The following is a 21,539-nucleotide window of genomic DNA, read 5'->3' on the forward strand; positions in this document are numbered from 1 at the left end:
ACGTGACCCCCATGACTTCTCACGACCACCCCTCCGTGTCAACCCAGGTGGAACGACTGGTCGAGCTGGGCGTGTCCGAGCTCGCCGGGATCACCGCCGAGCAGCTGCGGGAGCTCGCCGCGTCACTCCCCGTTGACGTGGCCGTGGGACGGCCGCTGCTGGCGATCCACCCCTCGTTCGTGCCCGCCGCGCAACTCGTGAGCCTGCTGCGACGAGAGGGGAGGGCCGGCTTCGTCGTCGTCGACATGACCGACCTCGCCGAGTTCACACCCACCGACGACCTCCGGGTGCCGGACGCCCCGCTCTACGTGGTCGGGGACGTCACACGCGACGACGACATGCTGGGGTGGACCCCGACCGACGCGCACGCCGAGTTCGCCCGGCGGGGGCGCACTCCGCTGACCATCTCCGAGGGGGTGAGCTGGCTGCTCCAGCAGCCGGGAATGCTCGAACCCGGCAGATGCTTCATGTGCATCGGGTCGCGGAAGCGCAAGGCCGACGGTGCGCTGGATGCGCGGACCCCGGCACTGTGGATCAGCGGGGGGACGGGCCGCGACGGCCGGGAGCGCAAGGGCGCCCCGAAAGTGGGCTGGTGCTGGGCGAACAACCACCACACGTGGTTGGGGTTCGCCTCCACCGCCGGACGCGTCGGGCCGGGTCTCAGCCCAGTTGACCTCAGCCCAGTCGACCTCAGCCCAGTCGACCGCGACCCAGGCGCAGGAGCATCCCCGCGAGGGTCTGCCCCTCCTGGCCGAGCGAGGAGAAGCGCTCGTAGACCTTGAGTTCACGGGTGTGGACCAGTTTGGTGCCGCCGGATTGCATCCGGGTGCGGCCGATGCGCTTGGAGATCTCGCTGCGGCGGACGATCGCGTCCAGGATCTCGGCGTCGAGCCGGTCGATCTCCAGACGGAGTTCCTGGATCTGGGCCTCGGACAGCGGATCGTCCGTGCCGGCGGGGTCGGGGTTCATGTCGTAATCATCCCACTCTCTTCCGCCGGACCCTCAGGACCGTCTAATGTTTCCGCCCGTGGACAACGTGAACACGTTTCTCGCGGACATCGGATCCGTGATCTGGGGACCCTTCGTCCTCATCCCGCTGCTGCTCGGCACCGGCCTGTTCCTCACGATCCGCCTGCGCGCGATCCAGTTCCGCAAGCTGGGCCCCGCGCTCAACCTGGGTCTGCTCCGGCGTCGGGACGACGGCGGCGCGGGCGACATCACCCAGTACCAGGCGCTGACCACGGCGCTCGCCGCGACCGTCGGCGTGGGCAACATCGTCGGTGTCGCGACGGCGATCTCCCTGGGCGGGCCCGGCGCGCTCTTCTGGATGTGGGTCACCGCCCTCGTGGGAATGGCGTCCAAGTACTCCGAGGCCTTCCTGGGGGTGCGGTTCCGCGTGACCGACGCCCGGGGGGAGCAGTCCGGTGGTCCGCAGTACTACCTCCACCGGGGCTTCGCCGAGATCTTCGGCCGTACCGGCGGGCGGGTCGGCCTGGTCCTATCAATCGTGTTCGCGGTGTTCGCCGTCCTGGCCAGCTTCGGCATCGGCAACATGACCCAGGGCAACGCCGTGGCCACCCAGCTGGAGAACTCGTTCGGTGTCTCCCACGTGACCACCGGCATCGTCCTCTTCGTCCTGACGGGCGCCGTGCTCCTCGGCGGCATCAAGTCGATCGGCCGGGTCACCGCCGGGTTCGTCCCGCTCATGATCCTGCTCTACATCATCGGCGGGCTCGTGGTGCTGGTCGTCAACGCCGAGCAGATCCCTGCCGCGTTCGCCCTGGTGTTCACCGACGCCTTCACCGGTACCGCGGCCGTCGGCGGCTTCGCCGGCTCCGCGATCCTCTACGCCATCCAGATGGGCGTCGCCCGCGGCATCTTCTCCAACGAGTCCGGCATGGGTTCGGCGGCGATCGCGGCCGCGGCGGCCCGGACCACCCACCCCACCCGGCAGGGTCTGGTCTCGATGACGCAGACGTTCATCGACACGATCATCGTCGTCACCTTCACCGGCCTGGTCCTGGTCACCACCGGCGTGTGGCAGGGAGGCGGTGACGTCGCGGGCACGATGACCGCCGACGCCTTCGCCTCGGCGATCCCCGAGGGCGACAAGCTCGTCGCGGTGTCCATCGCGTTCTTCGCCTTCTCCACCATCCTCGGCTGGTCGTACTACGGCGAGCGGTGCATGGAGCGGCTCGTGGGCGCGCGCGGCGTCATCCCGTACCGCATGGTCTTCACCTGCGTGGTGTTCATCGGCGCCGTCACCGAACTCGAGGTGGTGTGGAACTTCGCTGACGTGATGAACGGCCTCATGGCCATCCCGAACCTCATCGGCCTGCTCGTACTGTCCGGGCTGATCGTCCGCGAGACGCGTCATTACCTGGACAATGACCCGCGGCTGGACGCCACTGCCTCGCAGGTAGAGGAGTTCATGGGGGCCCGCACGCGCTGACCACGGGCCATGTCGGACCGGGTGGGTAGATTGGACCCACGATGACCGACACCGCCTCCGCCCCCGCCCGCCAGCACTCGGCCCACTCAGCCCACTCAGCGCTCCTTGACGGGCTCAACCCACAGCAGGCCGCCGCGGTCACCCACCGCGGCGGCCCGCTGCTGATCGTCGCGGGCGCGGGGTCGGGCAAGACCAGCGTGCTCACGCGGCGGATCGCCTACCTGCTGGCCGAGGGCGGTGCGCACCCGGGGCAGATCCTGGCCATCACGTTCACCAACAAGGCCGCGGCGGAGATGCGGGAGCGCGTCGCGGCCCTGGTCGGCCCGCACGCCGAGCGGATGTGGGTGGCCACCTTCCACTCGATCTGCGTGCGCATCCTCCGGGCCCAGTCCGCGCTGCTCGGGACCCGCAACTCGAACTTCACGATCTACGACTCGGACGACTCCCGGCGTCTGCTGGGGATGATCGCCAAGGAGCAGCAGCTCGAAGTCAAGAAGTTCACCCCGCGCATGCTCGCCTCGGCCATCTCCAATCACAAGAACGAGTTGCGCGACCCGGCTGAAGCCATGGACCGGGCGCTCAAGGACTCGGACCGCACCGCGCAGACCGTGGCCGCCGTGTTCACCGAGTACCAGGCGCGGCTGCAGGCGGCCAACGCGTTCGACTTCGACGATCTCATCGGTGAGACCGTCGCCCTGTTACGCGCGCACCCGGAGGTCGCCGCGTACTACCGGCGGCGGTTCCGCCACGTCATGGTGGACGAGTACCAGGACACCAACCACGCGCAGTACGTCCTGGTTCGCACCCTCGTGGGCGGCACGGCGTCCGACGACGACGAGGTGGGCGTCCCTCCGGCCGAACTCTGTGTGGTGGGAGACGCGGACCAGTCCATCTACGCCTTCCGCGGGGCCACCATCCGCAACATCGAGGACTTCGAGCACGATTACCCGGACGCCCGTTCGATCCTGCTGGAACAGAATTACCGCTCGACCCAGACGATCCTCTCCGCCGCCAACGCGGTGATCTCCCGGAACCCGGGCCGGCGCGAGAAGAACCTCTGGACCGACGAGGGAACCGGCGAGTTGCTCGTGGGGTACGTGGCGGACAACGAACACGACGAGGCGCGGTTCATCGCCGGTGAGATCGATCGACTCGTGGACTCCGGGGTGGTCGGGTACTCCGACGTGGCGGTGTTCTACCGGACCAACAACTCCTCCCGCGTGATCGAGGACGTGTTCGTCCGCCTGGGGTTGCCCTACAAGGTCGTCGGGGGCACCCGGTTCTACGAGCGCAAGGAGGTGCGCGACGTGGTCGCCTACCTCAAGGTTCTCGCCAACCCGGACGACACGGTGGCCCTGCGCCGCATCCTCAACACTCCGCGGCGGGGGATCGGCGACCGCGCGGAGGCCTGTGTGGTGGTCCACGCCGAACAGCGGGCCATCGGTTTCGGTGAGGCCCTGCGGGACGCCGCCGAGGGAAGGGTGGCGCTCCTGCCGACGCGCTCGGTCAAGGCGATCGCGGGGTTCGTCTCGCTGCTCGACGAGCTGCGTGGGCGGATGGCCGGCTCCGGCCACCCCGGGGGCGATGACTCGGCCCCTGATGTCGGAGCCCTGGTGGAAGCCGTACTGGAGCGCACCGGATATCGCGCCGAGTTGGAGGCCTCCAACGACCCGCAGGACGCGGCGCGGTTGGACAACCTCAACGAGCTGGTGGGTGTGGGCCGGGAGTTCTCCTCCGAGGCCGCGCTCCAGCGGTCGGCGCGGGAGCAGGGTTTCGGCGACGCCGATCCGGACGGTCCGGCCGATCTGGACGAGGGGCTCGCCGAGCCCGGTTCGCTGGCGGCCTTCCTCGAGCGGGTCTCCCTGGTGGCGGACGCCGACCAGATCCCCGATCAGGACCAGGGGCAGGTCACACTCATGACCCTGCACACCGCAAAGGGCCTGGAGTTCCCGGTGGTGTTCCTCGTCGGCATGGAGGACGGACTGTTCCCGCACATGCGGGCGCTGGGCGATCCAGCGGAGCTGTCCGAGGAGCGGCGGCTGGCCTACGTCGGCATCACCCGCGCCCGGCGGCGTCTGTACCTGACGCGGGCCATGATGCGCTCGTCGTGGGGCCAGCCCATGACCAACCCGGGGTCGCGGTTCCTGGAGGAGATCCCCTCCGAGGCGATCGAGTGGCAGCGGGAGGAGCCCGCCGGCGGGGCCGGGTTCGGGGACGACGACTCGTACGCCCCGCGGCGGCGCTTCGGAGGCAGCTCCGGTGGCGGGTTCGGCTCCGGTGGCGGACGCTCGTCCGGAATCCCTCGGGCGAAGTCCTCCGCGCCCACCCTGGAACTGGCGCCGGGGGATCGGGTGACGCACGACAAGTACGGGCTCGGAAAGGTGCTCACGTGCGAAGGGAGCGGTCCGCGTGCCACGGCGACAATCGACTTCGGCGCGTCCGGGAAGGTGCGCCTGATGCTGATCGGGGGAGTCCCGATGCAGAAGCTCTAGTGGGGGCCTGCCGAGGGGGACTGGGCCGAGGGGGTCAGCTGCCGAAGGGGCTGGAGGTCGAACCCTCCACGCTTCCTGCGCCCGCGAGGTAGATGCCGTGCTGGGCCAACCAGATGACGGGGTCGATGTGCTGGGACCCGTCGAGCAGGACCTCGAAGTGCAGGTGCGAGCCCGTCGAGAAGCCCATGTTGCCCATGCCCGCGATCTTCTGGCCGGCGTAGACGCGCTCGCCCTCGCGGACGTCGAGTGACTCCATGTGGCCGTAGACGGTCATCGTGCCGTCGTCGGACATGATCCGTATCCAGTTCCCGAAACCCTGAGCGGGGCCGGAATCGATCACCACTCCGTCGGTGGCCGCGAGGATCGGCGTGCCGTTGGCGTTGGCGATGTCGATCCCCGCGTGCATCGCGCCCCAGCGCATGCCGAAACCCGAGGTGAAGGTGCCTTCGGCGGGAAGAGCCACCTTCGGACGACGTGCCTGCTCCTCGGCGATCTCACGCTGGGTGTTGATCTCCGTGCCGGCGTAGAGCATGGCCGACTGTGCGTTCTCCGCGGTCGAGTCGAAGGCCGAGACGACCAGCGGCTCGGGGAGGGAGGGAGTCGCGGAAGTGGACGAGGACGGAGCGTCGGGCGTACCGGTCGCCGGGGCTGCCTCGCCGTTGGCGAGGAGGGCGATGTCGCTCGCCTCGGCGGAGTGGGTGCCCGCGACATCCATGACCGAGCCCGCAGAGGCTGCTGACACGGCGGCTCCGGCGGCGACGGCCAGCACGGCAGCGCGACCACGCAGTGCGTGGGGAGGTGAGGGGAGGCGGTGACGTCCCCCCGCGTGTGCACCGGATGCGGGTACAACGACAGGAGCCGCGGGTGGTACGTGCTGCGACTCGTTCTTCACCGGTGGCGTTTCCCCTCTGAGGTCGTGCTGTGATCTTTCCGTGATCAAGACGTCCACCAAGGTAACGGACCGGCAACGGCGCCGCAAGGTCATGCACCGCTGGCGTGGGAGGGGTGGATCACACTGGTGTGACTCCAGTGATCAAGGGGTTTGGAGTTAATGCTCGGGTCTCGAGTGGTGGTTTCGGTACCCGCATGGCCCCGCGCGCATGTGACCGGACACACACGGCTACCCCCAGTGTGCGACGGGCGACACACCCCGCGCCTAGGATGAGGAAGGACTCGGCTTTACAACAGGGCCGGGCGAATCTACCCACGTCAAGATGGTGAGCTGATGGATCTCTTTGAATACCAGGCAAAGGCTCTTTTCGCGAAGCATGACGTGCCCACCACCCCGGGGCGCGTCGCTGACACCGCGGAGGAGGCCGAGAAGGTCGCGGCCGAGATCGGCAAGCCTGTCGTCGTCAAGGCACAGGTGAAGGTCGGAGGCCGCGGTAAGGCCGGCGGCGTCAAGCTGGCGGAGGACGCCGAGGAGGCCCGCGCCCGGGCCGAGGACATCCTGGGCCTGGACATCAAGGGCCACATCGTCAAGAAGCTGCTCGTCGCCGAGGCCAGCGACATCGCCGAGGAGTACTACATCTCCTTCCTCCTCGATCGCGCGAACCGCAACTACCTGGCCATGTGTTCGGTCGAGGGCGGTGTCGAGATCGAGCAGGTCGCCGAGGAGTCCCCGGACCGCCTCGCCCGCATCAACATCGATCCCACGGTCGGTGTCGACGAGGCCAAGGCCCGCGAGATCGCGAAGGCCGGCCACCTCCCGGAGGAGGTGCTCGACGCCGCCGCGGTGACGATCGCCAAGCTCTACGAGGTGTTCGTCAAGGAGGACGCCACGCTGGTCGAGGTCAACCCGCTCGTCCGCACCCCGAACGACGAGATCCTGGCGCTCGACGGCAAGGTCACCCTCGACGAGAACGCGGAGTTCCGCCACAAGGAGTCCTTCGAGGACTTCTCCGACGCGGGCACCACGGATCCGCTCGAGCAGAAGGCCGCGGAGAACGACCTCAACTACGTCAAGCTCGACGGGCAGGTCGGCATCATCGGAAACGGCGCCGGCCTGGTCATGTCGACCCTCGACGTCGTCGCCTACGCGGGCGAGAGCCATGGTGGCGTCAAGCCCGCCAACTTCCTCGACATCGGCGGCGGTGCCTCGGCCGAGGTCATGGCCAACGGTCTCGACGTCATCCTCGGCGACGAGCAGGTCAAGAGCGTGTTCGTCAACGTCTTCGGCGGCATCACCGCCTGCGACGCCGTCGCGAACGGCATCGTCAAGGCCCTGGAGATCCTCGGCGACGAGGCCAACAAGCCGCTCGTCGTCCGTCTCGACGGCAACAACGTCGAGGAGGGTCGCAAGATCCTCGCCGACGCGAACCACCCGCTCGTCACCCTGGCCGACAACATGGACTCCGGCGCCGACAAGGCCGCCGAGCTGGCCGCCAAGTAAGAAGCAGAGGACCTCACACACATGTCGATCTTCCTCAACAAGGACAGCAAGGTCATCGTCCAGGGCATCACCGGCGGCGAGGGCAGCAAGCACACCGCCCGCATGCTCGCGGCCGGCACCCAGATCGTCGGCGGCGTCAACGCCCGCAAGGCCGGCACCACCGTGTCCCACAAGGACGCGAACGGCAACGACGTGGAGCTGCCGGTCTTCGGCGGCGTCAAAGAGGCCATGGAGGCCACCGGCGCGGATGTGACGATCCTGTTCGTCCCGCCGCCCTTCACCAAGGACGCCATCATCGAGGCCGTGGACGCGGAGATCCCGCTCGCCGTGGTCATCACCGAGGGCGCGCCCGTGCTGGACACCGCCACCGCGTGGAACTACAACCTCGCCAAGGGTGGCAAGACCCGGATCATCGGGCCCAACTGCCCGGGCATCATCACGCCGGGCGAGTCGCTGGTCGGCATCACCCCGGCCAACATCGCGGGCAAGGGCCCGGTCGGGCTCGTGTCCAAGTCGGGCACCCTGACCTACCAGATGATGTACGAGCTCGCCGACTACGGCTTCTCGACCGCCATCGGCATCGGTGGCGACCCGATCATCGGCACCACCCACATCGACTGCATCGAGGCCTTCGAGAACGACCCGGAGACCAAGGTCATCGTGATGATCGGCGAGATCGGCGGCGACGCCGAGGAGCGTGCCGCCGACTACATCAAGGCAAACGTCACCAAGCCGGTCGTCGGCTACGTGGCGGGCTTCACCGCCCCCGAGGGCAAGACGATGGGCCACGCCGGCGCCATCGTCTCCGGCTCCGCGGGCACCGCGCAGGCCAAGAAGGAGGCCCTGGAGGCCGCGGGCGTCAAGGTCGGCAAGACGCCGTCCGAGACCGCGCAGCTCGCCAAGGAGATCCTCGACGCCCTGTGATCCGCCCGTGGTGGTCCGCAGGGGCCGCCGCGAGCACGCGCTGACCGACCCCCGTCATCCCGGATGGCGGGGGTCGCGGCGTGCCGGGGGTACCGCGGGTTGAGGGTTCTCTACGGTGGCAGCGTGAGCCCTCCACGTGTCATCCGGCCCGCCGCGAGACGGACCCCGGCGGGTGCCCGATCGTTGTTGTGGACGGCGGCTGCCGCCGCGCTGCCCGTCATCGTCTCCGTGCTGGTGCTGACGGCGCTCACCCTGGCCGTGCTGGTGTTCAGCGCCCGGGGGTTCGACTCGCTGTTCGCCGTGGTGGCCGTGGAGTGGTTGGTGGTCAACAGGGTGCCCCTCACCGTGGACGAGGTGTCCCTGGGCTTTCTGCCACTGTTGCCGCCGTTGATCTACGTGGCGGTGCTGGCCCGGCAGACCCGCGCCGTACTGGGCGACATCGAGGAGCCGGGGGCGCGCGAGGCCGGCGCGGCCGTGGCGGGGGTGACACTCGCGGGGTTGCTGATGACGGGGCTGGCGACCCTGCTGGTCGGCTCCGCGGGCTCGGACTTCGCCGTGAGAGAGTCCTCGTTGACCGCGGCACTGCTGTGGACGGTGACGGTGGCGCTGTTCGGATCGGGGCTGGGGGTCTGGCTCTACTTCCGACGGGACCTGCGGGAAGTCCTGCCGGTGTGGGTGCGCGGCGGGATCCATCTCGGTGCTGCGTTCGTGGCGGCCGTCTGGGCGATCGCCGCGCTCCTCCTGCTGATCGGACTCGTGGCGGCGTGGGGGCCGGTGGGTTCGGTCCTCGAGATCGGGAAAGACTTCACGGGGACCGCCGCGCTCGCGGCGATCTCCATCTCCTACCTGCCCAATGTCGTGATGGCCGCGGCCACCCTCGCGGTCGGCGGGGAGGCTCACCTCGGTGAGGCGTCGTACAGTCTGTTCGCCGTGTCCCGGGGTCCGATGCCCGAGGTTCCGCTCGCGGCGGCGTTGCCGACGACGGACCCGCACTGGGTGGTGCAGGGGCTCCTGCTGGTGACGGTGCTCGTGGCGGCCGGGCTCGCGCGCGCGGTCGCGCACTGGTTCCGCACCACCGCAGACGCGGTCAAGGCCGCGTGGTTGGCCGCAGCGATCGTCGCACTGGTGATGGTGCTCAGCCCGGTCGTGGCCGGTGGAGAACTCGGAGTGCTCGGCACGGTGGGCACCGGTTCGCTGATCGCCGCGGGGACCGCGCTCGCCCTGTTCGGTGTGATCGGGTCCGCGACGATCGCGCTGTCCCTCGCGGGCCTGACGCGACGCCGCGAGCGCGCGGAGAGCGAACTCGAGCGTCGCCGCCGCCGCGCCGGGGTGGAGGATGCCGCCGTGGCCGTGGCCGTGGCCGAGGCCGATGGCGTGGCGGAGGACCCGGCCGAGCCCGACGATGCCGCCGGGGCCGACGACGATGTCGCGGCTCAGGGCGATGAGGTGTCGGCCGGGGAGGATGACGGCGCGGACCTCGCGCCTGCCGGCCCGGTCGAAGAACCAGCCGACGCGGCTGAGGGCGGTGCCGACGCGGGCGATTCCGGGACGGCCGAGGAGAGCCCCGAGGAGAGCGCCGAGGAGAGCGCTGAGGAGGGGCCGAGAGCCGCCGACTAGACTGCCACCCGAGCCCGGGAATGCGGCGGGCAGCTGGATCGACGGGCAGGAGCGTAGGACGTGGTCAGTGCCGAGTCCGGGGCCCCGTGCCGGGTCGTGCTCCTGGCCTCCGGTGCCGGGACGCTCGCGCAGAGCGTGCTGGACTCCGCCGGTGGGTCAGACTGCCCGTACCGAGTCGTCGGCCTCGTCTCCGATCGTCACTGCGAGGCCGTGTCGCGAGCCGAGGACGCAGGCCTGTCCACAATCGTCATCCGTCCCGCCGACCATCCCGACCGTTCGGCGTGGGACAGTGCGCTGACCGAGGCCGTGTGTGGGATGCGCCCGGACTGGATCGTCTCAGCGGGCTTCATGCGAATCCTCGGTGAGGCGTTCCTCGAGGAGTTCGCCGGCCGCGTGCTCAACACCCACCCCGCCCTGTTGCCATCCTTCCCCGGTGCGCACGCGGTACGGGACGCGCTCGCCTACGGGGTGACGGTCACGGGATGTACCGTCCACCTGGTCGACGCGGGGGTGGACACGGGCCCGGTAGTCGCCCAGTGCGCTGTCGACGTGCTCTCCGACGACACCGAGTCCTCCCTCCACGAACGAATCAAGATCGTCGAGCGCGAGCTGCTCGTCGACATCCTCGAGGCCGCCGCCCGTGGCCGACTCCACATCGAAGGTCGAAAGGTGCACCTATCGTGACCGACTCCCGCAGGCCCGTCCGCCGTGCGCTCATCAGCGTCTACGACAAGACCGGGCTCGAGGAACTCGCCCGGGGTCTGGCGGCTGCCGGGGTCGAGATCGTCTCGACCGGTTCCACCGCCCAGCGCATCGCCGACGCCGGGGTGGCGGTGACGCCGGTCGACTCGCTGACCGGGTTCCCGGAATGCCTGGAGGGCCGGGTCAAGACCCTGCACCCGCGGGTCCACGCCGGCATCCTGGCCGACACGCGCAAGCCCGAGCATCTCGAGCAGATCGCGGATCTCGGTGTGCAGCCGTTCGAGCTCGTCGTCGTCAACCTCTATCCCTTCACCGACACCGTCGCCTCCGGCGCGGACTACGACGCGTGCGTGGAGCAGATCGACATCGGTGGTCCGTCCATGGTCCGCGCGGCCGCCAAGAATCACCCGTCCGTCGCGGTGCTGGTGGACCCGGCCGGCTACGGCGAGGCTTTGGAGGCGGTGGCCGCGGGCGGGTTCCCGCTGGAGCAGCGCCGTCGGCTCGCCGCCGCCGCCTTCCGCCACACCGGCGCCTACGACGTCGCGGTGGCCACCTGGATGACGGAGCAGACCTCGTCCCAGTCCCAGTCCCAGTCCCCGGAACAGTCCCAGAGCGGCGACGAGGAGTTCCCGGTGTGGCAGGGGCAGAGCCTCGACCTGGCCGCCACCCTGCGCTACGGGGAGAACCCGCACCAGCGCGCGGCCCTGTACACCGACTCCGCCGCCGCGCCCGGCCTGGCCCAGGCCGTGCAGCTGCACGGCAAGGAGATGAGCTACAACAACTACGTCGACGGCGACGCCGCCTGGCGCTCCGCCTTCGACCACGCCGAGCCGTGCGTGGCGATCATCAAGCACGCGAACCCGTGCGGCATCGCGATCGACGCCGACATCGCCGCGGCCCACCGCGCCGCCCACGACTGTGACCCCGTCAGCGCGTTCGGCGGGGTGATCGCCGCCAACCGTGAGGTCAGTCTGGAGATGGCCGAGCAGGTCGCCGAGATCTTCACCGAGGTGATCATCGCGCCCTCCTACGCCGACGGTGCCGTGGAGATACTGCAGCGCAAGAAGAACATTCGGATCCTCGAGGCGAACCCGCCGGCGCAGGGGGAACTCGAGCGCAAGCAGATCTCCGGTGGCGTCCTGGTCCAGGAGCGCGACTCGCTGGACGCCGACGGCGACGTGACCGCGGGATGGACCAAGGCCTGCGGCGACGACGCCGATGAGCAGACCCTGCGCGACCTGCTGTTCGCGTGGCGGGCCTGCCGCGCGGTCAAGTCCAACGCCATCCTGCTGGTGCAGGCCGGTGCGACCGTCGGCGTGGGCATGGGCCAGGTCAACCGCGTCGACTCCGCCCGACTCGCGGTGCAGCGCGCGGGGGAGCGGGTGGTCGGGGCCGTGGCGGCGTCGGACGCGTTCTTCCCGTTCGCCGACGGGCTCGAGGTGCTCGCCGAGGCGGGCGTGCGCGCGGTGGTGCAGCCGGGCGGGTCCGTCCGCGACGCCGAGGTGATCGAAGCCGCCGAGAAGGCCGGGATCACGATGTACTTCACCGGCGCCCGGCACTTCTTCCACTGAGCCCGCCGGAAACGGTGTCGTAGATAGCGAGGGGGCAGATGGACCAGCAGGACGCCGTGACGCTGACCCCCCGCGCCCAGGCCAAGGCCCGCCGCCGCGATGAGATCCTCGTCGCCGCGGCCCGGCTCATGGCACGGCGGGGCTTTCACGCGGTGCGCCTGGACGACATCGGCGCCGAGGTGGGCATCTCGGGGCCCGGCATGTACCGGTACTTCTCCTCCAAGGAGGACGTGCTCGCCGAGATGCTGCTCGACATCTCGCGCCGCCTGCGTGACGGTGGGCGCGCCGCGGTGAAGCAGGGCGGACACCCGGCCGAGGTGCTGGACGCGCTCCTGGGGGTCCATGTGGACTTCGTCGCGACCGAACCGGATCTCATCAGCGTGCAGTTCCGCGACCTCGGCGCACTGCCCGCTGGGCCGCGCCACGAGGTGCGTAACCTGCAGCGCGAGTACGCCGAGATGTGGGTCGACGCTCTCATGGGTCTGCGCCCGGAGCTGCCCGCCGTGGACGCGCGGGCTCATGTGCACGCGGTGTTCGGACTGCTCAACTCCAGTCCGCGGCTGCCGTCCATGGCCGAGGCCGAACTGCGGCGCGTCCTCACCGCGATGGCGTCGGCGGCACTGCGGTCCTGAGCACGCTGAGCATCCGGGTGAGCTCCTCGCGGTAGCGCTCCACGTTGTCCAGCTTGACGTGTTCGTATCCGCGCACCATGTCGGGCAGATCCGCCAGCGCGACGGCGGTGTCGTACCAGGCGGCATCCCGGCCGACGGGGCCCGTGCGCTGCAGGGCGGTGGTCAGGTGCCGGACCACATCGCGGTACTCGGCCAACAGCTCGCGCTCCACTCTGCGGACGTGGGCGTAGCCGAACACGTCGAGTGGGGTGCCGCGCAGGCGCTTCATCCGCGCCAGTGCCCTCATGGCGGGCATGGCCTTCGGGCCGATCGCGATCTTGCGCTTCATCCCCATCGCGCGCAGGGCCGGCGGGTGCAGCTTGAGCTTGGGGACGGCCCCCTCGCCCCACTCCTCGGTGAGTCGGGCCGCGAACTCCGGGTCGACGGCCAGCCGGGCCACCTCGTACTCGTCCTTGTACGCCATGAGTTTGTGCAGGTTCCTGGCCACCGTCAGGGTGAGCCGCTCGCCGCCGGTCCCGGACAGCGCCTCGGCCGCCCGCAGGTCTTCGACCCTGCGCACGTAGTCGGCCGCGTAGGCCTCGCTCTGGAAGCCGATGAGTTCGTCGACACGCAGGGCGACGACCGCCCGGAGCTCGTCGGAGGCGTCCGGGCCCAGGCCGGTGAGCAGGCGGTGCGCGGCGGGGGACGGCTCGTGCAGGTCCGGAGTCGCCGTGGTCACCGGGCGGTGCAGATCGGCGACCAGCGCGCCGAGGGCCTTCGGGTCCGCGACGGCCTGGCGCCCGCGGCGGAACGCCTGCAGGTTCGCCGCCACCGCGACACCGTTGAGCTCGATGGCCCGCTCGATGGCCTGCGCGGAGATCGGTAGCGCCCCGCTCTGGTAGGCCGCCCCCACCATGATCATGTTGGAGGCCTGGGTGGAGCCGAAGAGGTTCTCCGTGATCTCACCCGGGTTCAGGTAGACGCCCCGCCTCGAGGCCCGATCGATGGAGGCCTGGATGTCGGCGCCGGACGGGTAGTGCACGGCGGTGTCGATCACCATGGAGCCCGTGGGGATCCGGGTGGTGGAGACGACCGCGGTGGTGCGGTCCGGGTGGGCGACCTTGAGGTTCGCGTCGTCCGCGCCCACGAGGCCGTCACAACACAGGTAGAGGTCGCAGTCGCCGGCGCCGATCTTCGGGGGTTGCTCGATCGGGGTCCGGGCCACCCGCACGTCGGAGACCACCGCGCCGCCCTTCTGCGCCAGTCCTGTCATGTCGAGGGTGCGGGCGGCGTTGCCGTCGAGCACGGCGGCGGTCGCCAGGACAGCGGACACGGTGACGATCCCCGTACCGCCGATACCGGTCAGGCGAAGTGAGAAGCCCCGGCCCGCGTCGACCTCGGCCCTGATCGGCTCCGGCAGGGCCGACGCGTCGAGCTCGGGCGCCGTCGCCACACGCTCGCTCCGTGTTCCCGGCACCACGGTGGCGAAGGCGGGGCAGTCGCCTTCCAGGCAGGAGAAATCGAGGTTGCAGGTCGACTGGTCGATCCGGGTCTTCCGGCCGAACTCGGTCTCCACCGGATGGACCGACAGGCAGTTGGACTTCTTGCCGCAGTCGCCGCAACCCTCGCAGATGCGTTCGTTGATCACCACCCGTTCCGCCGGGGTGGGGTAGGTGCCGCGCTTGCGGTGGCGGCGCTTCTCGGCCGCGCAGAACTGGTCGTGGACCAGCACGGTCACACCGGGGACCGCGGCGAGCTCCTTCTGGACCTCGAGCGTGTCGCGACGGTCGCGGACCTCGATGCCGCGGGGCAGCCCCTGGGATCTCGTGGCCCTGACGTCATCGGTGGTGACGACGATCTTGGCGACCCGCTCCGCCTGAAGGAGTCGCAGGATCTCCGGCAGGGTCATCTGGCCGACCGGGTCCTGGCCACCCGTCATCGCGACCGTGCCGTTGTGGAGCAGCTTGTAGGTGATGTTGTCGCCTGAGGCCACGGCCGCGCGGAGGGCGAGCGAGCCGGAGTGCATGAACGTCCCGTCGCCGATGTTCTGCACCAGGTGGTTCTCGGTCAGGAACGGGGCCATACCGGTCCACTGAAGGCCCTCGCCGCCCATCTGGGTGACCCCGGTGACCGTGCCGACCTGCTCCTCGTCCATCAGAAGCACCATCGCGTGGCAGCCGATGCCACCGCCCACGAGCGTTCCGTCCGCCACCTTGGTGGAACTGTTGTGCGGGCAGCCCGAGCAGAAGTAGGGGGTGCGGGTGGTGGCCAAGGGCAGGGCGATGCGCGCGCGGCCCCGGCCGGGGCCGTCGAGCCAGGCGAGCGCCGACTCGATCCCGTGGACGCGGCCGAGCCGCTGCGCCAGACCGCGGGTCACGGCGTCGACGTCGAGTTCGCCGAACCGGCTGAACAGCGTGGAGCCGTCCTCGTGGGTCTTGCCCACGACATTCGCGACGTCCGCGCGTCGGAAGTGGATCTCGCGGATCATGGTCTCGATGAAGTCCCGCTTCTCCTCCACCACGATCACCTCGTCGAGGCCGGACATGAACTCGTCGAGGACCGAGCGCTCCATGGGGTAGACCATGCCGAGCTTGAGGATCCGGATGCCGCGCCGGGCGAGTTCGGAATCGTCCAGACCCAGCTTGCGCAACGACTCGCGGACGTCGAGGTAGCTCTTGCCTGCGGCGACGATGCCGATCCGGTCGTCGGTGGTCGACTGGACGATCCGGTTGAGTCCGTTGAGCCGTGCGTACTCCAGCGCCCGCGGGATGCGGGTGGTGAGCTGGTTCTGCTCCAATTCCATGAGGCTGGACCCGAGCAACTGGCCCGAGGGCACGTGGGGGCTGGTCCCCAGGTCGCCGTAGACGGGCAGGATCCGATCCGGGTCGACCAGCGCCGTGGACGACGCGTCCGCCACGTGCGACGAGATCTTCACGGCCGACCACAGGCCCGAGACGCGGGAGAGGATGGCCGCGTGGACGCCGAAGTCCAGCACGTCCTGGGAGTCCGCGGGATAAAGCGTCGGGAGAAAGAGGTCTGCCAGCGCGAGCTCCGACGAACAGGGCACCGTCGAGGACTTGGCCCCGGGGTCGTCTCCGACGAAGGCCACCGCACCCCCGTGAGGGTCGGTGCCGATGAGGTTGGCGTGGCGGATCGCGTCCGTGGCGCGGTCCAGGCCGGGGGCCTTGCCGTACCAGTACCCGACGACGCCCTGCAGGGGCGCGCCGCCGGTGTTGGCGGTCGCGCGAAGGGTGCCCGTGCGTCGCGCGAGTTGCGACCCCATGACGGCCGTCGCGGCGGCCTCCTCGTTGAGGGCGGGACGATGGACCACGTCGAACGGGTCGAGGAACGTCCCGCGCCTGGCCAGCTCGAGGTCGTAGCCGGCGAGTGGGGAGCCCTCGTACCCACTGACGAGACTGGCGGTGAGCAGGCTCTGCCGGCGGTCCAGGCGCGCGCGGTCGCGGACCGTGCGGACCAGTGCCTGGATGCCGGTGAGGAACACCGTCCCGCTCTCCCGCGTGTAGCGGTCGGAGAGGGAGAACGAGGTGGCGTCCGCCCGCGGGTCACGCGGGTCGTCCTGGGTACCGCTCGTGGGTCCGAGAAGAGAGGTCATCGGTCACACCTGGCCTTCGAGAGAATCGAGATACGACTCCAGGCTAGGCGCGCGCGTGATGCGCGTCACGTGGTCAGTGTTGTGCCGAACAGGGTGTGCACTCCGGCGCCTCTGGGGCGTAGGTCGTTAGGCACTGTGTTCAACGGATCGCACCTTATGATGGGCACATGGACTCGGCTCCCCACGCATCTTCCGCTCTGGACCACACCGACCGACGACTCCTGAAGGTCGTCCTGGCGGACCCCAGGGTCGGGGTCCGCGAGTTCTCCCGCCGCCTCGGGGTGGCGCGAGGGACCGCACAGGCCAGGCTGGACAAGCTCGAGGCCCGGGGAGTGATCGCGTCGTGGGCGCCGACCCTCGATTCGGCGGCGCTCGGGTACCCGCTCTCGGCGTTGGTGCACATCCAGATGGCGCAGGCCGAGCTGGAGGCGACCTGTTCCGGGCTCGCCGAGGTACGAGAGGTGCTCGAGGTGATGAGTGTGGCGGGGGAGTTCGACGTGGTCTGCCGGGTGGTGGCCCGCGATCACGCGCATCTCGAGGAGGTCTTCAGCGCCATCATCTCCACGCCGGGCGTCCTGCGGACCCGCACGGAGGTGGTGCTGCGCCGCCGGGTCGGCCCGCGGGTCGCCCAGCTCCTGGACGAGTGAGTGTCACTCCCAGATGCGGTCGAACGGGTAGGCCTCCTCGTACTCGGAGGCGAGTTCGAGTAGTAGGCGGTCGTGACCGATCCTCGACGACAGGTGCACGCCGATGGGCAGGCCGTCCGGAGCCCGACCGGCCGGGAGGGAGACGGCGGGCGACCCCGCGATGTTCTGGAGGGGGGTGAAGGTGACCCAGTCGGACACCCTCTGGAGGTGGGTCTCGTAGTCCAGGTCCGCGTCCAGGTACCCGACCTCCGGGGTCTCGTGGTTGACCACGGGGTTGAGGTACACGTCGAGATCGCCGAACGCCGAGTCGAACCGTCGCCTGGCCCGATAGAGGCGGAACAGGTGCACCGGGAGCGAGGGCAGGGACCGCCGGGCCATCGCGGCGAGGCCGATCGTGAACGGATCAAGCCGATCCGCCGCGAACTCGGGGCTGAACATGCCCCGCCCACCGGAGGACGTGGCCAGCGCGAGCAGGCCCCAGTAGGCGATGAAGTCCTCGCGGAACGAGGACGGGACCGGCGCGGGCGTCGGCACGATCTCGTGGCCCAGCGCCTCCAGCCGGTCGGCGGCCTTCCGCAGCACCGCCAGGGTGGCGGCATCGGTCGGATCGCCCGCGGGACTGTGCTCGACCAGGCCGATGCGCAACCGCCGGGTGGGTGTCGGCGAGACCGCACCCAGCGGCGGGACCCCCACCGGACGGTGCCCGGCCTCGAAGGCGGTCAGGAAGGCCACCGTGTCGCGCACGGACCGGGAGACCACGGACTGGGAGATGATCGGGATCGGCATGTTCGCCGAGAACTCCTCGTCGGGGTGCCTGCCGCGACTGGGTTTGAACCCGACGAGCCCGGTGACCGCCGCAGGGATCCGGATAGAGCCGCCACCGTCGTTGGCGTGGGCGATCGGCAACGCGCCGGCGGCCACGAGTGCGGCGGATCCTCCCGACGACCCCCCGCTGGTGCGGCCGGTGTCCCACGGATTACGGGTGACGAGACCTCCCTGCCGTTCGGTGGCGGCGGTCCAGCCGAAGGGTGGCATCGCGGTCGTTCCCAGCGGGATGAGTCCGGTCGCACGGAACAGGGGTGCGTAGGGGCCGTCGTGGAGGGCGGGCCGGGTGGGCACCGCCGAGGATCCGAGCGTCATGGGCAGGCCCTCCACCCGGACCGCGTCCTTGAATGCGGACGGGACGCCGGCGAGCGGGGCCGACAGGTGGGAGTCCCGGACCCAGGACGCCCGGTGACGCGCGCGTTCGTAGTCGGTGTGCACCAGGGCTCCCAGTACGGGGTCGACCGCTGCGCACCGATCGATGGCGGCCTCGATCAGCTCCGTGGGTGAGACCTCCCGGCTGCGGACACGTTCCGCGAGGGCCGAGGCGTCGTCGTATCCGAGCGCGTCGTCCCGGAAGGCGTGCACCCGGCGCGGCATCTCGGTGGGGGAGAGGGCGGGGCCCGGGTTGCCGGTGGCGTCGGTTGTGGTGTCGGTCACGGCACCACTCTAGGGCCTCCGCTTGACAGCGACCGGGGGACTCAGGCACTTTAGGGGTACCTAAGTTAGGCGAGGGTCACCTAAACCTCGCCGTCGAGACCTCGCCGTAGGCGACCCGTGGAGGGTGAACGATGGCACCGAATCCGATCGAGAACGGCGCCCGACGACTGCTGGACGGGTCGGGCGTCGCCACAGTCGCCGTCCGGGGGACCCGGAACCGCTCGGATGTGATGGTCTCCGCACAGCACCGCTGGGTCGGTGGTGGTTCCATCGTGGTCACCGGGGCTCCCGCACCGTGGTCGGGCCTGATCGTGGAGCCGGGGTCGTCGGTCGAGGTGGTCGTGATGATCGACGAGTTCGCCCCCATCGTGGAGGCGAAGGTGCACGTGGCCAGCCTGTACGGTTTCGGGGTCGCGCGGTCCGCGCGCCAGGGTGAGGGCTGGGTCGTCGAGATCGAGATCGACCTCGGTGACCTGCAGGTGCGTCGGCTCGGGCACCAGGGGACGGTCCACGCGCGCGACCTGGATTCGGTTCCCTCGGACCCGCTGGCCGCCGAGGCGCCCGGCCTCGCGGACGAGATACGGGCGCGCTTCGGAGAGCACCTGGCGATCCTGGCCGGGTCGGGCGACCCGGCTCATCCGCCGTTCGTCCTGGGCGTCGACCCCGATGGCCTGCACCTGCTCACCGCGCTCGGGCGCGACGCCGATGTCGTGCACCTGCCGTTCATGACCCGGGCGCAGAGCCTGGGGGACGTGGTCCGCGAGATGGGCCAGTACGTGGCCCGGGCGAGCTGAACCCCTAGGCCGGTGAACTCCTAGGCCGGGGAGTAGGTCAGGCAATCGGCGGTGTCGGCGCCGGAGCCGATCTTCACTGATTCCGCCGAGCAGAGCAGATCCTTGTTGTGCGTGCACTCGACGCGCTGGCAGGCGCCGACGTGTGCGGTCGCCGTGGGCAGTCCGCCCCGCACGTCGAGCGAGATGAACGTCCCACACTCGGCGTGGTCGGGTGATCCCGCCACGGTGATCGCCGGTGCCGTGCAGTCGGCGTCGGCGTTGAACGAGCACGTGGTGACGGTGCAGTTGCTGATTCCGGTCAGAGTGGCCATGTCGGGTGCTCCTCGTATCGGTGAGTCGATCCGGTCGGTGAGTCGATCCGGTCGGGTGCCACCGAGTCAACCCCCGGTCGCGCCGACTTGCAAGCAAGGAGAGCCTGTGCTAGGTCAGGTTAGCCTTAGCACCTGACCTGCTCTTTGCTCCGGGTTCATCCGTGATCTCCCGGCCGGTCATGCCGCGCTGTCGAGCTCCCGTCGGCCCGGGTCGTGCCGCCTTCTGGACATCTGTGAGCCAGGGCACTATGGTCGAACTCAGTTAATCCGACTTAACTGAAAGGGAGCGGCGCTGATGTCTTCCGCGACCACCGATCGCCCGTCCACCGACAGCTCGTCCACCGACAGCTCGTCCACCGACAACCCGCCCACCAACCGCCAGGCGCACGAGGAGCTGCTCGCCGACCTCCGCGACCGCCTCGAGCGGGCCGCGATGGGCGGCGGCGAGAAGGCCCGGGCCCGGCACCTCGAGCGCGGCAAGCTCCTCGCGCGCCAGCGGGTCGACGTGCTGCTGGATCCGGGTAGCCCGTTCCTCGAGCTGTCACCCCTGGCGGCGGAGGAGATGTACGGGGGCAAGGCGCCCGGCGCCGGCGTGGTCGCCGGGATCGGGCGGGTGTCGGGCCGCGAGTGCCTGGTGATCGCCAACGACGCGACCGTCTCCGGCGGTACCTACTACCCGATGACCGTCAAAAAGCACCTGCGCGGCCAGGAGGTGGCGTTGGCCAACAACCTGCCGTGCATCTACCTGGTGGACTCGGGCGGAGCGATGTTGCTCCAGCAGGACGACGTGTTCCCCGACCGGGACCACTTCGGCCGCATCTTCTACAACCAGGCCACCATGTCGGCCCAGGGGATCCCGCAGATCGCCGCGGTGATGGGGTCGTGCACCGCCGGCGGCGCCTACGTCCCCGCGATGAGCGACGAGGCCGTGATCGTGCGCAACCAGGGCACGATCTTCCTCGCCGGTCCGCCGCTGGTGAAGGCCGCCACCGGCGAGGAGGTCACCGCCGAGGAGCTCGGAGGCGGCGACCTGCACGCCAAGACCTCGGGTGTGGTGGACCACCTCGCCGACGACGACTATGACGCACTCATGAAGGTCCGCGAGATCATCGCGACCTGCCCGCCGGCCCCCGAGCCGGACTGGGAGGTCCTCGAGCCCCGCGAACCTGTGCGTCCGCAGACGGACCTCTACGACCTGGTCCCGGTGGACTCCCGGCAGCCCTACGACGTGCGCGACATCATCGGGACCGTCGTCGACGGTGGCGAGTTCACGGAGTTCAAGAGGGACTACGGCACGTCGATGGTCACCGCGTTCGCCCACATCCACGGTCATCCGGTGGGGATCATCGGCAACAACGGCGTCATCTTCTCCGAATCCGCGCTCAAGGGCGCGCACTTCATCGAACTGTGTGATCGCCGCAAGATCCCGCTGGTCTTCCTCCAGAACATCACCGGCTTCATGGTCGGTCGTCAGTACGAAGCGGGCGGCATCGCCAAGAACGGCGCCAAGATGGTCGCCGCGGTGGCGTGCGCGCGCGTGCCCAAGTTCACGATCGTGGTGGGCGGGTCCTTCGGCGCCGGCAACTACTCCATGTGTGGCCGCGCCTACTCGCCGCGATTCCTGTGGATGTGGCCCAACGCCCGGATCGCCGTGATGGGCGGGCCCCAGGCCGCGGACACCCTCGCCTCGGTGCGCGCCGCGCAGGTGACCAAGTCGGGCGGGGAGTGGACCGACGAGCAGCAGGCGGAGTTCACCGCGCCCATCCGCGAGCAGTTCGAGGAGCAGTCCACCGCCTACTACTCCACAGCCCGCCTCTGGGACGACGGGATCATCGACCCCGCCGACACCCGCACCGTCCTCGGTCTGGCCCTCGCGGCCGCCGCCAACGCCCCCCTCCAGCCGGTCAACAACGGCGTCTTCAGGATGTGAG

At 69.9% G+C, this 21,539-nt stretch carries 17 protein-coding genes; 12 read left to right on the forward strand and 5 right to left on the reverse strand.

Annotated elements, in window-relative coordinates; translation table 11 throughout:
* Positions 1–11 precede the first annotated feature (11 nt).
* Positions 12–782, forward strand: a complete 771-nt coding sequence (locus H483_RS26225) for a DUF5701 family protein (protein ID WP_031264693.1) — start codon at positions 12–14, stop codon at positions 780–782.
* Here H483_RS26225 and H483_RS26230 read toward each other — a convergent pair.
* Entirely contained in the window at positions 691–969 is a 279-nt protein-coding gene (locus H483_RS26230; RefSeq protein ID WP_017836263.1) for a chorismate mutase, read from the reverse strand. The genes H483_RS26225 and H483_RS26230 overlap by 92 nt on opposite strands.
* A 58-nt stretch (positions 970–1,027) precedes the next feature.
* Between H483_RS26230 and H483_RS26235 the strand changes: the two genes are divergently transcribed.
* Positions 1,028–2,452, forward strand: coding sequence for a sodium:alanine symporter family protein (locus H483_RS26235; RefSeq protein WP_042329269.1), 1,425 nt, complete (start codon positions 1,028–1,030; stop codon positions 2,450–2,452).
* Between the two features lie 41 nt (positions 2,453–2,493).
* Positions 2,494–4,944: a UvrD-helicase domain-containing protein gene (locus H483_RS26240; RefSeq protein ID WP_017836265.1), complete on the forward strand. Its 2,451-nt coding sequence runs from the start codon at positions 2,494–2,496 to the stop codon at positions 4,942–4,944.
* Positions 4,945–4,978: 34 nt separating this feature from the next.
* Here the strand turns inward: H483_RS26240 and H483_RS26245 are convergent, their stop codons facing one another.
* Complete coding sequence (locus H483_RS26245; RefSeq protein ID WP_238556245.1) at positions 4,979–5,686, reverse strand: M23 family metallopeptidase; 708 nt, start codon at positions 5,684–5,686, stop codon at positions 4,979–4,981.
* A gap of 483 nt (positions 5,687–6,169) precedes the next feature.
* On the opposite strand from H483_RS26245, the gene sucC reads away from it, so the two are divergent.
* The 6 genes from sucC to H483_RS26275 all read left to right on the forward strand — a co-directional run bounded on the left by sucC (position 6,170) and on the right by H483_RS26275 (position 12,782).
* The gene (gene sucC, locus H483_RS26250; RefSeq protein ID WP_017836267.1) at positions 6,170–7,336 is read left to right on the forward strand and encodes an ADP-forming succinate--CoA ligase subunit beta; all 1,167 of its coding nucleotides are present in this window, start codon (positions 6,170–6,172) and stop codon (positions 7,334–7,336) included.
* A gap of 21 nt (positions 7,337–7,357) precedes the next feature.
* A complete protein-coding gene (gene sucD, locus H483_RS26255; protein WP_017836268.1) occupies positions 7,358–8,260 on the forward strand; it encodes a succinate--CoA ligase subunit alpha in 903 nt (300 codons plus the stop codon).
* 123 nt (positions 8,261–8,383) lie between these two features.
* Positions 8,384–9,877, forward strand: coding sequence for a DUF6350 family protein (locus H483_RS26260; RefSeq protein ID WP_238556246.1), 1,494 nt, complete (start codon positions 8,384–8,386; stop codon positions 9,875–9,877).
* A 60-nt stretch (positions 9,878–9,937) separates the two neighbouring features.
* Positions 9,938–10,561, forward strand: coding sequence for a phosphoribosylglycinamide formyltransferase (gene purN / locus H483_RS26265; RefSeq protein WP_017836270.1), 624 nt, complete (start codon positions 9,938–9,940; stop codon positions 10,559–10,561).
* Entirely contained in the window at positions 10,558–12,150 is a 1,593-nt protein-coding gene (gene purH, locus H483_RS26270) for a bifunctional phosphoribosylaminoimidazolecarboxamide formyltransferase/IMP cyclohydrolase (RefSeq protein WP_017836271.1), read from the forward strand. Before purN ends, purH begins: the two co-directional genes overlap by 4 nt.
* A gap of 38 nt (positions 12,151–12,188) precedes the next feature.
* Complete coding sequence (locus H483_RS26275) at positions 12,189–12,782, forward strand: TetR/AcrR family transcriptional regulator (protein WP_017836272.1); 594 nt, start codon at positions 12,189–12,191, stop codon at positions 12,780–12,782.
* Here the strand turns inward: H483_RS26275 and H483_RS26280 are convergent.
* Positions 12,748–16,374 (reverse strand): indolepyruvate ferredoxin oxidoreductase family protein, encoded by a 3,627-nt coding sequence (locus H483_RS26280; protein ID WP_017836273.1) that lies wholly within the window; start codon positions 16,372–16,374, stop codon positions 12,748–12,750. The genes H483_RS26275 and H483_RS26280 overlap by 35 nt on opposite strands.
* A gap of 167 nt (positions 16,375–16,541) precedes the next feature.
* On the opposite strand from H483_RS26280, the gene H483_RS26285 reads away from it, so the two are divergent.
* Positions 16,542–17,021 (forward strand): Lrp/AsnC family transcriptional regulator, encoded by a 480-nt coding sequence (locus tag H483_RS26285; protein WP_017836274.1) that lies wholly within the window; start codon positions 16,542–16,544, stop codon positions 17,019–17,021.
* A gap of 3 nt (positions 17,022–17,024) precedes the next feature.
* On the opposite strand, the gene H483_RS26290 is transcribed toward H483_RS26285, so the two are convergent.
* On the reverse strand, positions 17,025–18,503 hold the full coding sequence (locus H483_RS26290; protein ID WP_017836275.1) for an amidase: 1,479 nt from the start codon (positions 18,501–18,503) through the stop codon (positions 17,025–17,027).
* 131 nt (positions 18,504–18,634) lie between these two features.
* Between H483_RS26290 and H483_RS26295 the strand changes: the two genes are divergently transcribed.
* Entirely contained in the window at positions 18,635–19,297 is a 663-nt protein-coding gene (locus tag H483_RS26295) for a hypothetical protein (protein WP_017836276.1), read from the forward strand.
* 20 nt (positions 19,298–19,317) lie between these two features.
* Here H483_RS26295 and H483_RS26300 read toward each other — a convergent pair whose 3' ends face one another.
* Entirely contained in the window at positions 19,318–19,608 is a 291-nt protein-coding gene (locus H483_RS26300) for a DUF1540 domain-containing protein (protein WP_017836277.1), read from the reverse strand.
* Between the two features lie 295 nt (positions 19,609–19,903).
* On the opposite strand from H483_RS26300, the gene H483_RS26305 reads away from it, so the two are divergent.
* Entirely contained in the window at positions 19,904–21,538 is a 1,635-nt protein-coding gene (locus H483_RS26305; protein WP_017836278.1) for a carboxyl transferase domain-containing protein, read from the forward strand.
* The last annotated feature ends 1 nt before the right edge of the window (position 21,539 follow it).

The organism is Dietzia sp. UCD-THP (assembly GCF_000349585.1).
GTDB classification, from domain to species: Bacteria; Actinomycetota; Actinomycetes; order Mycobacteriales; family Mycobacteriaceae; genus Dietzia; species Dietzia natronolimnaea_A.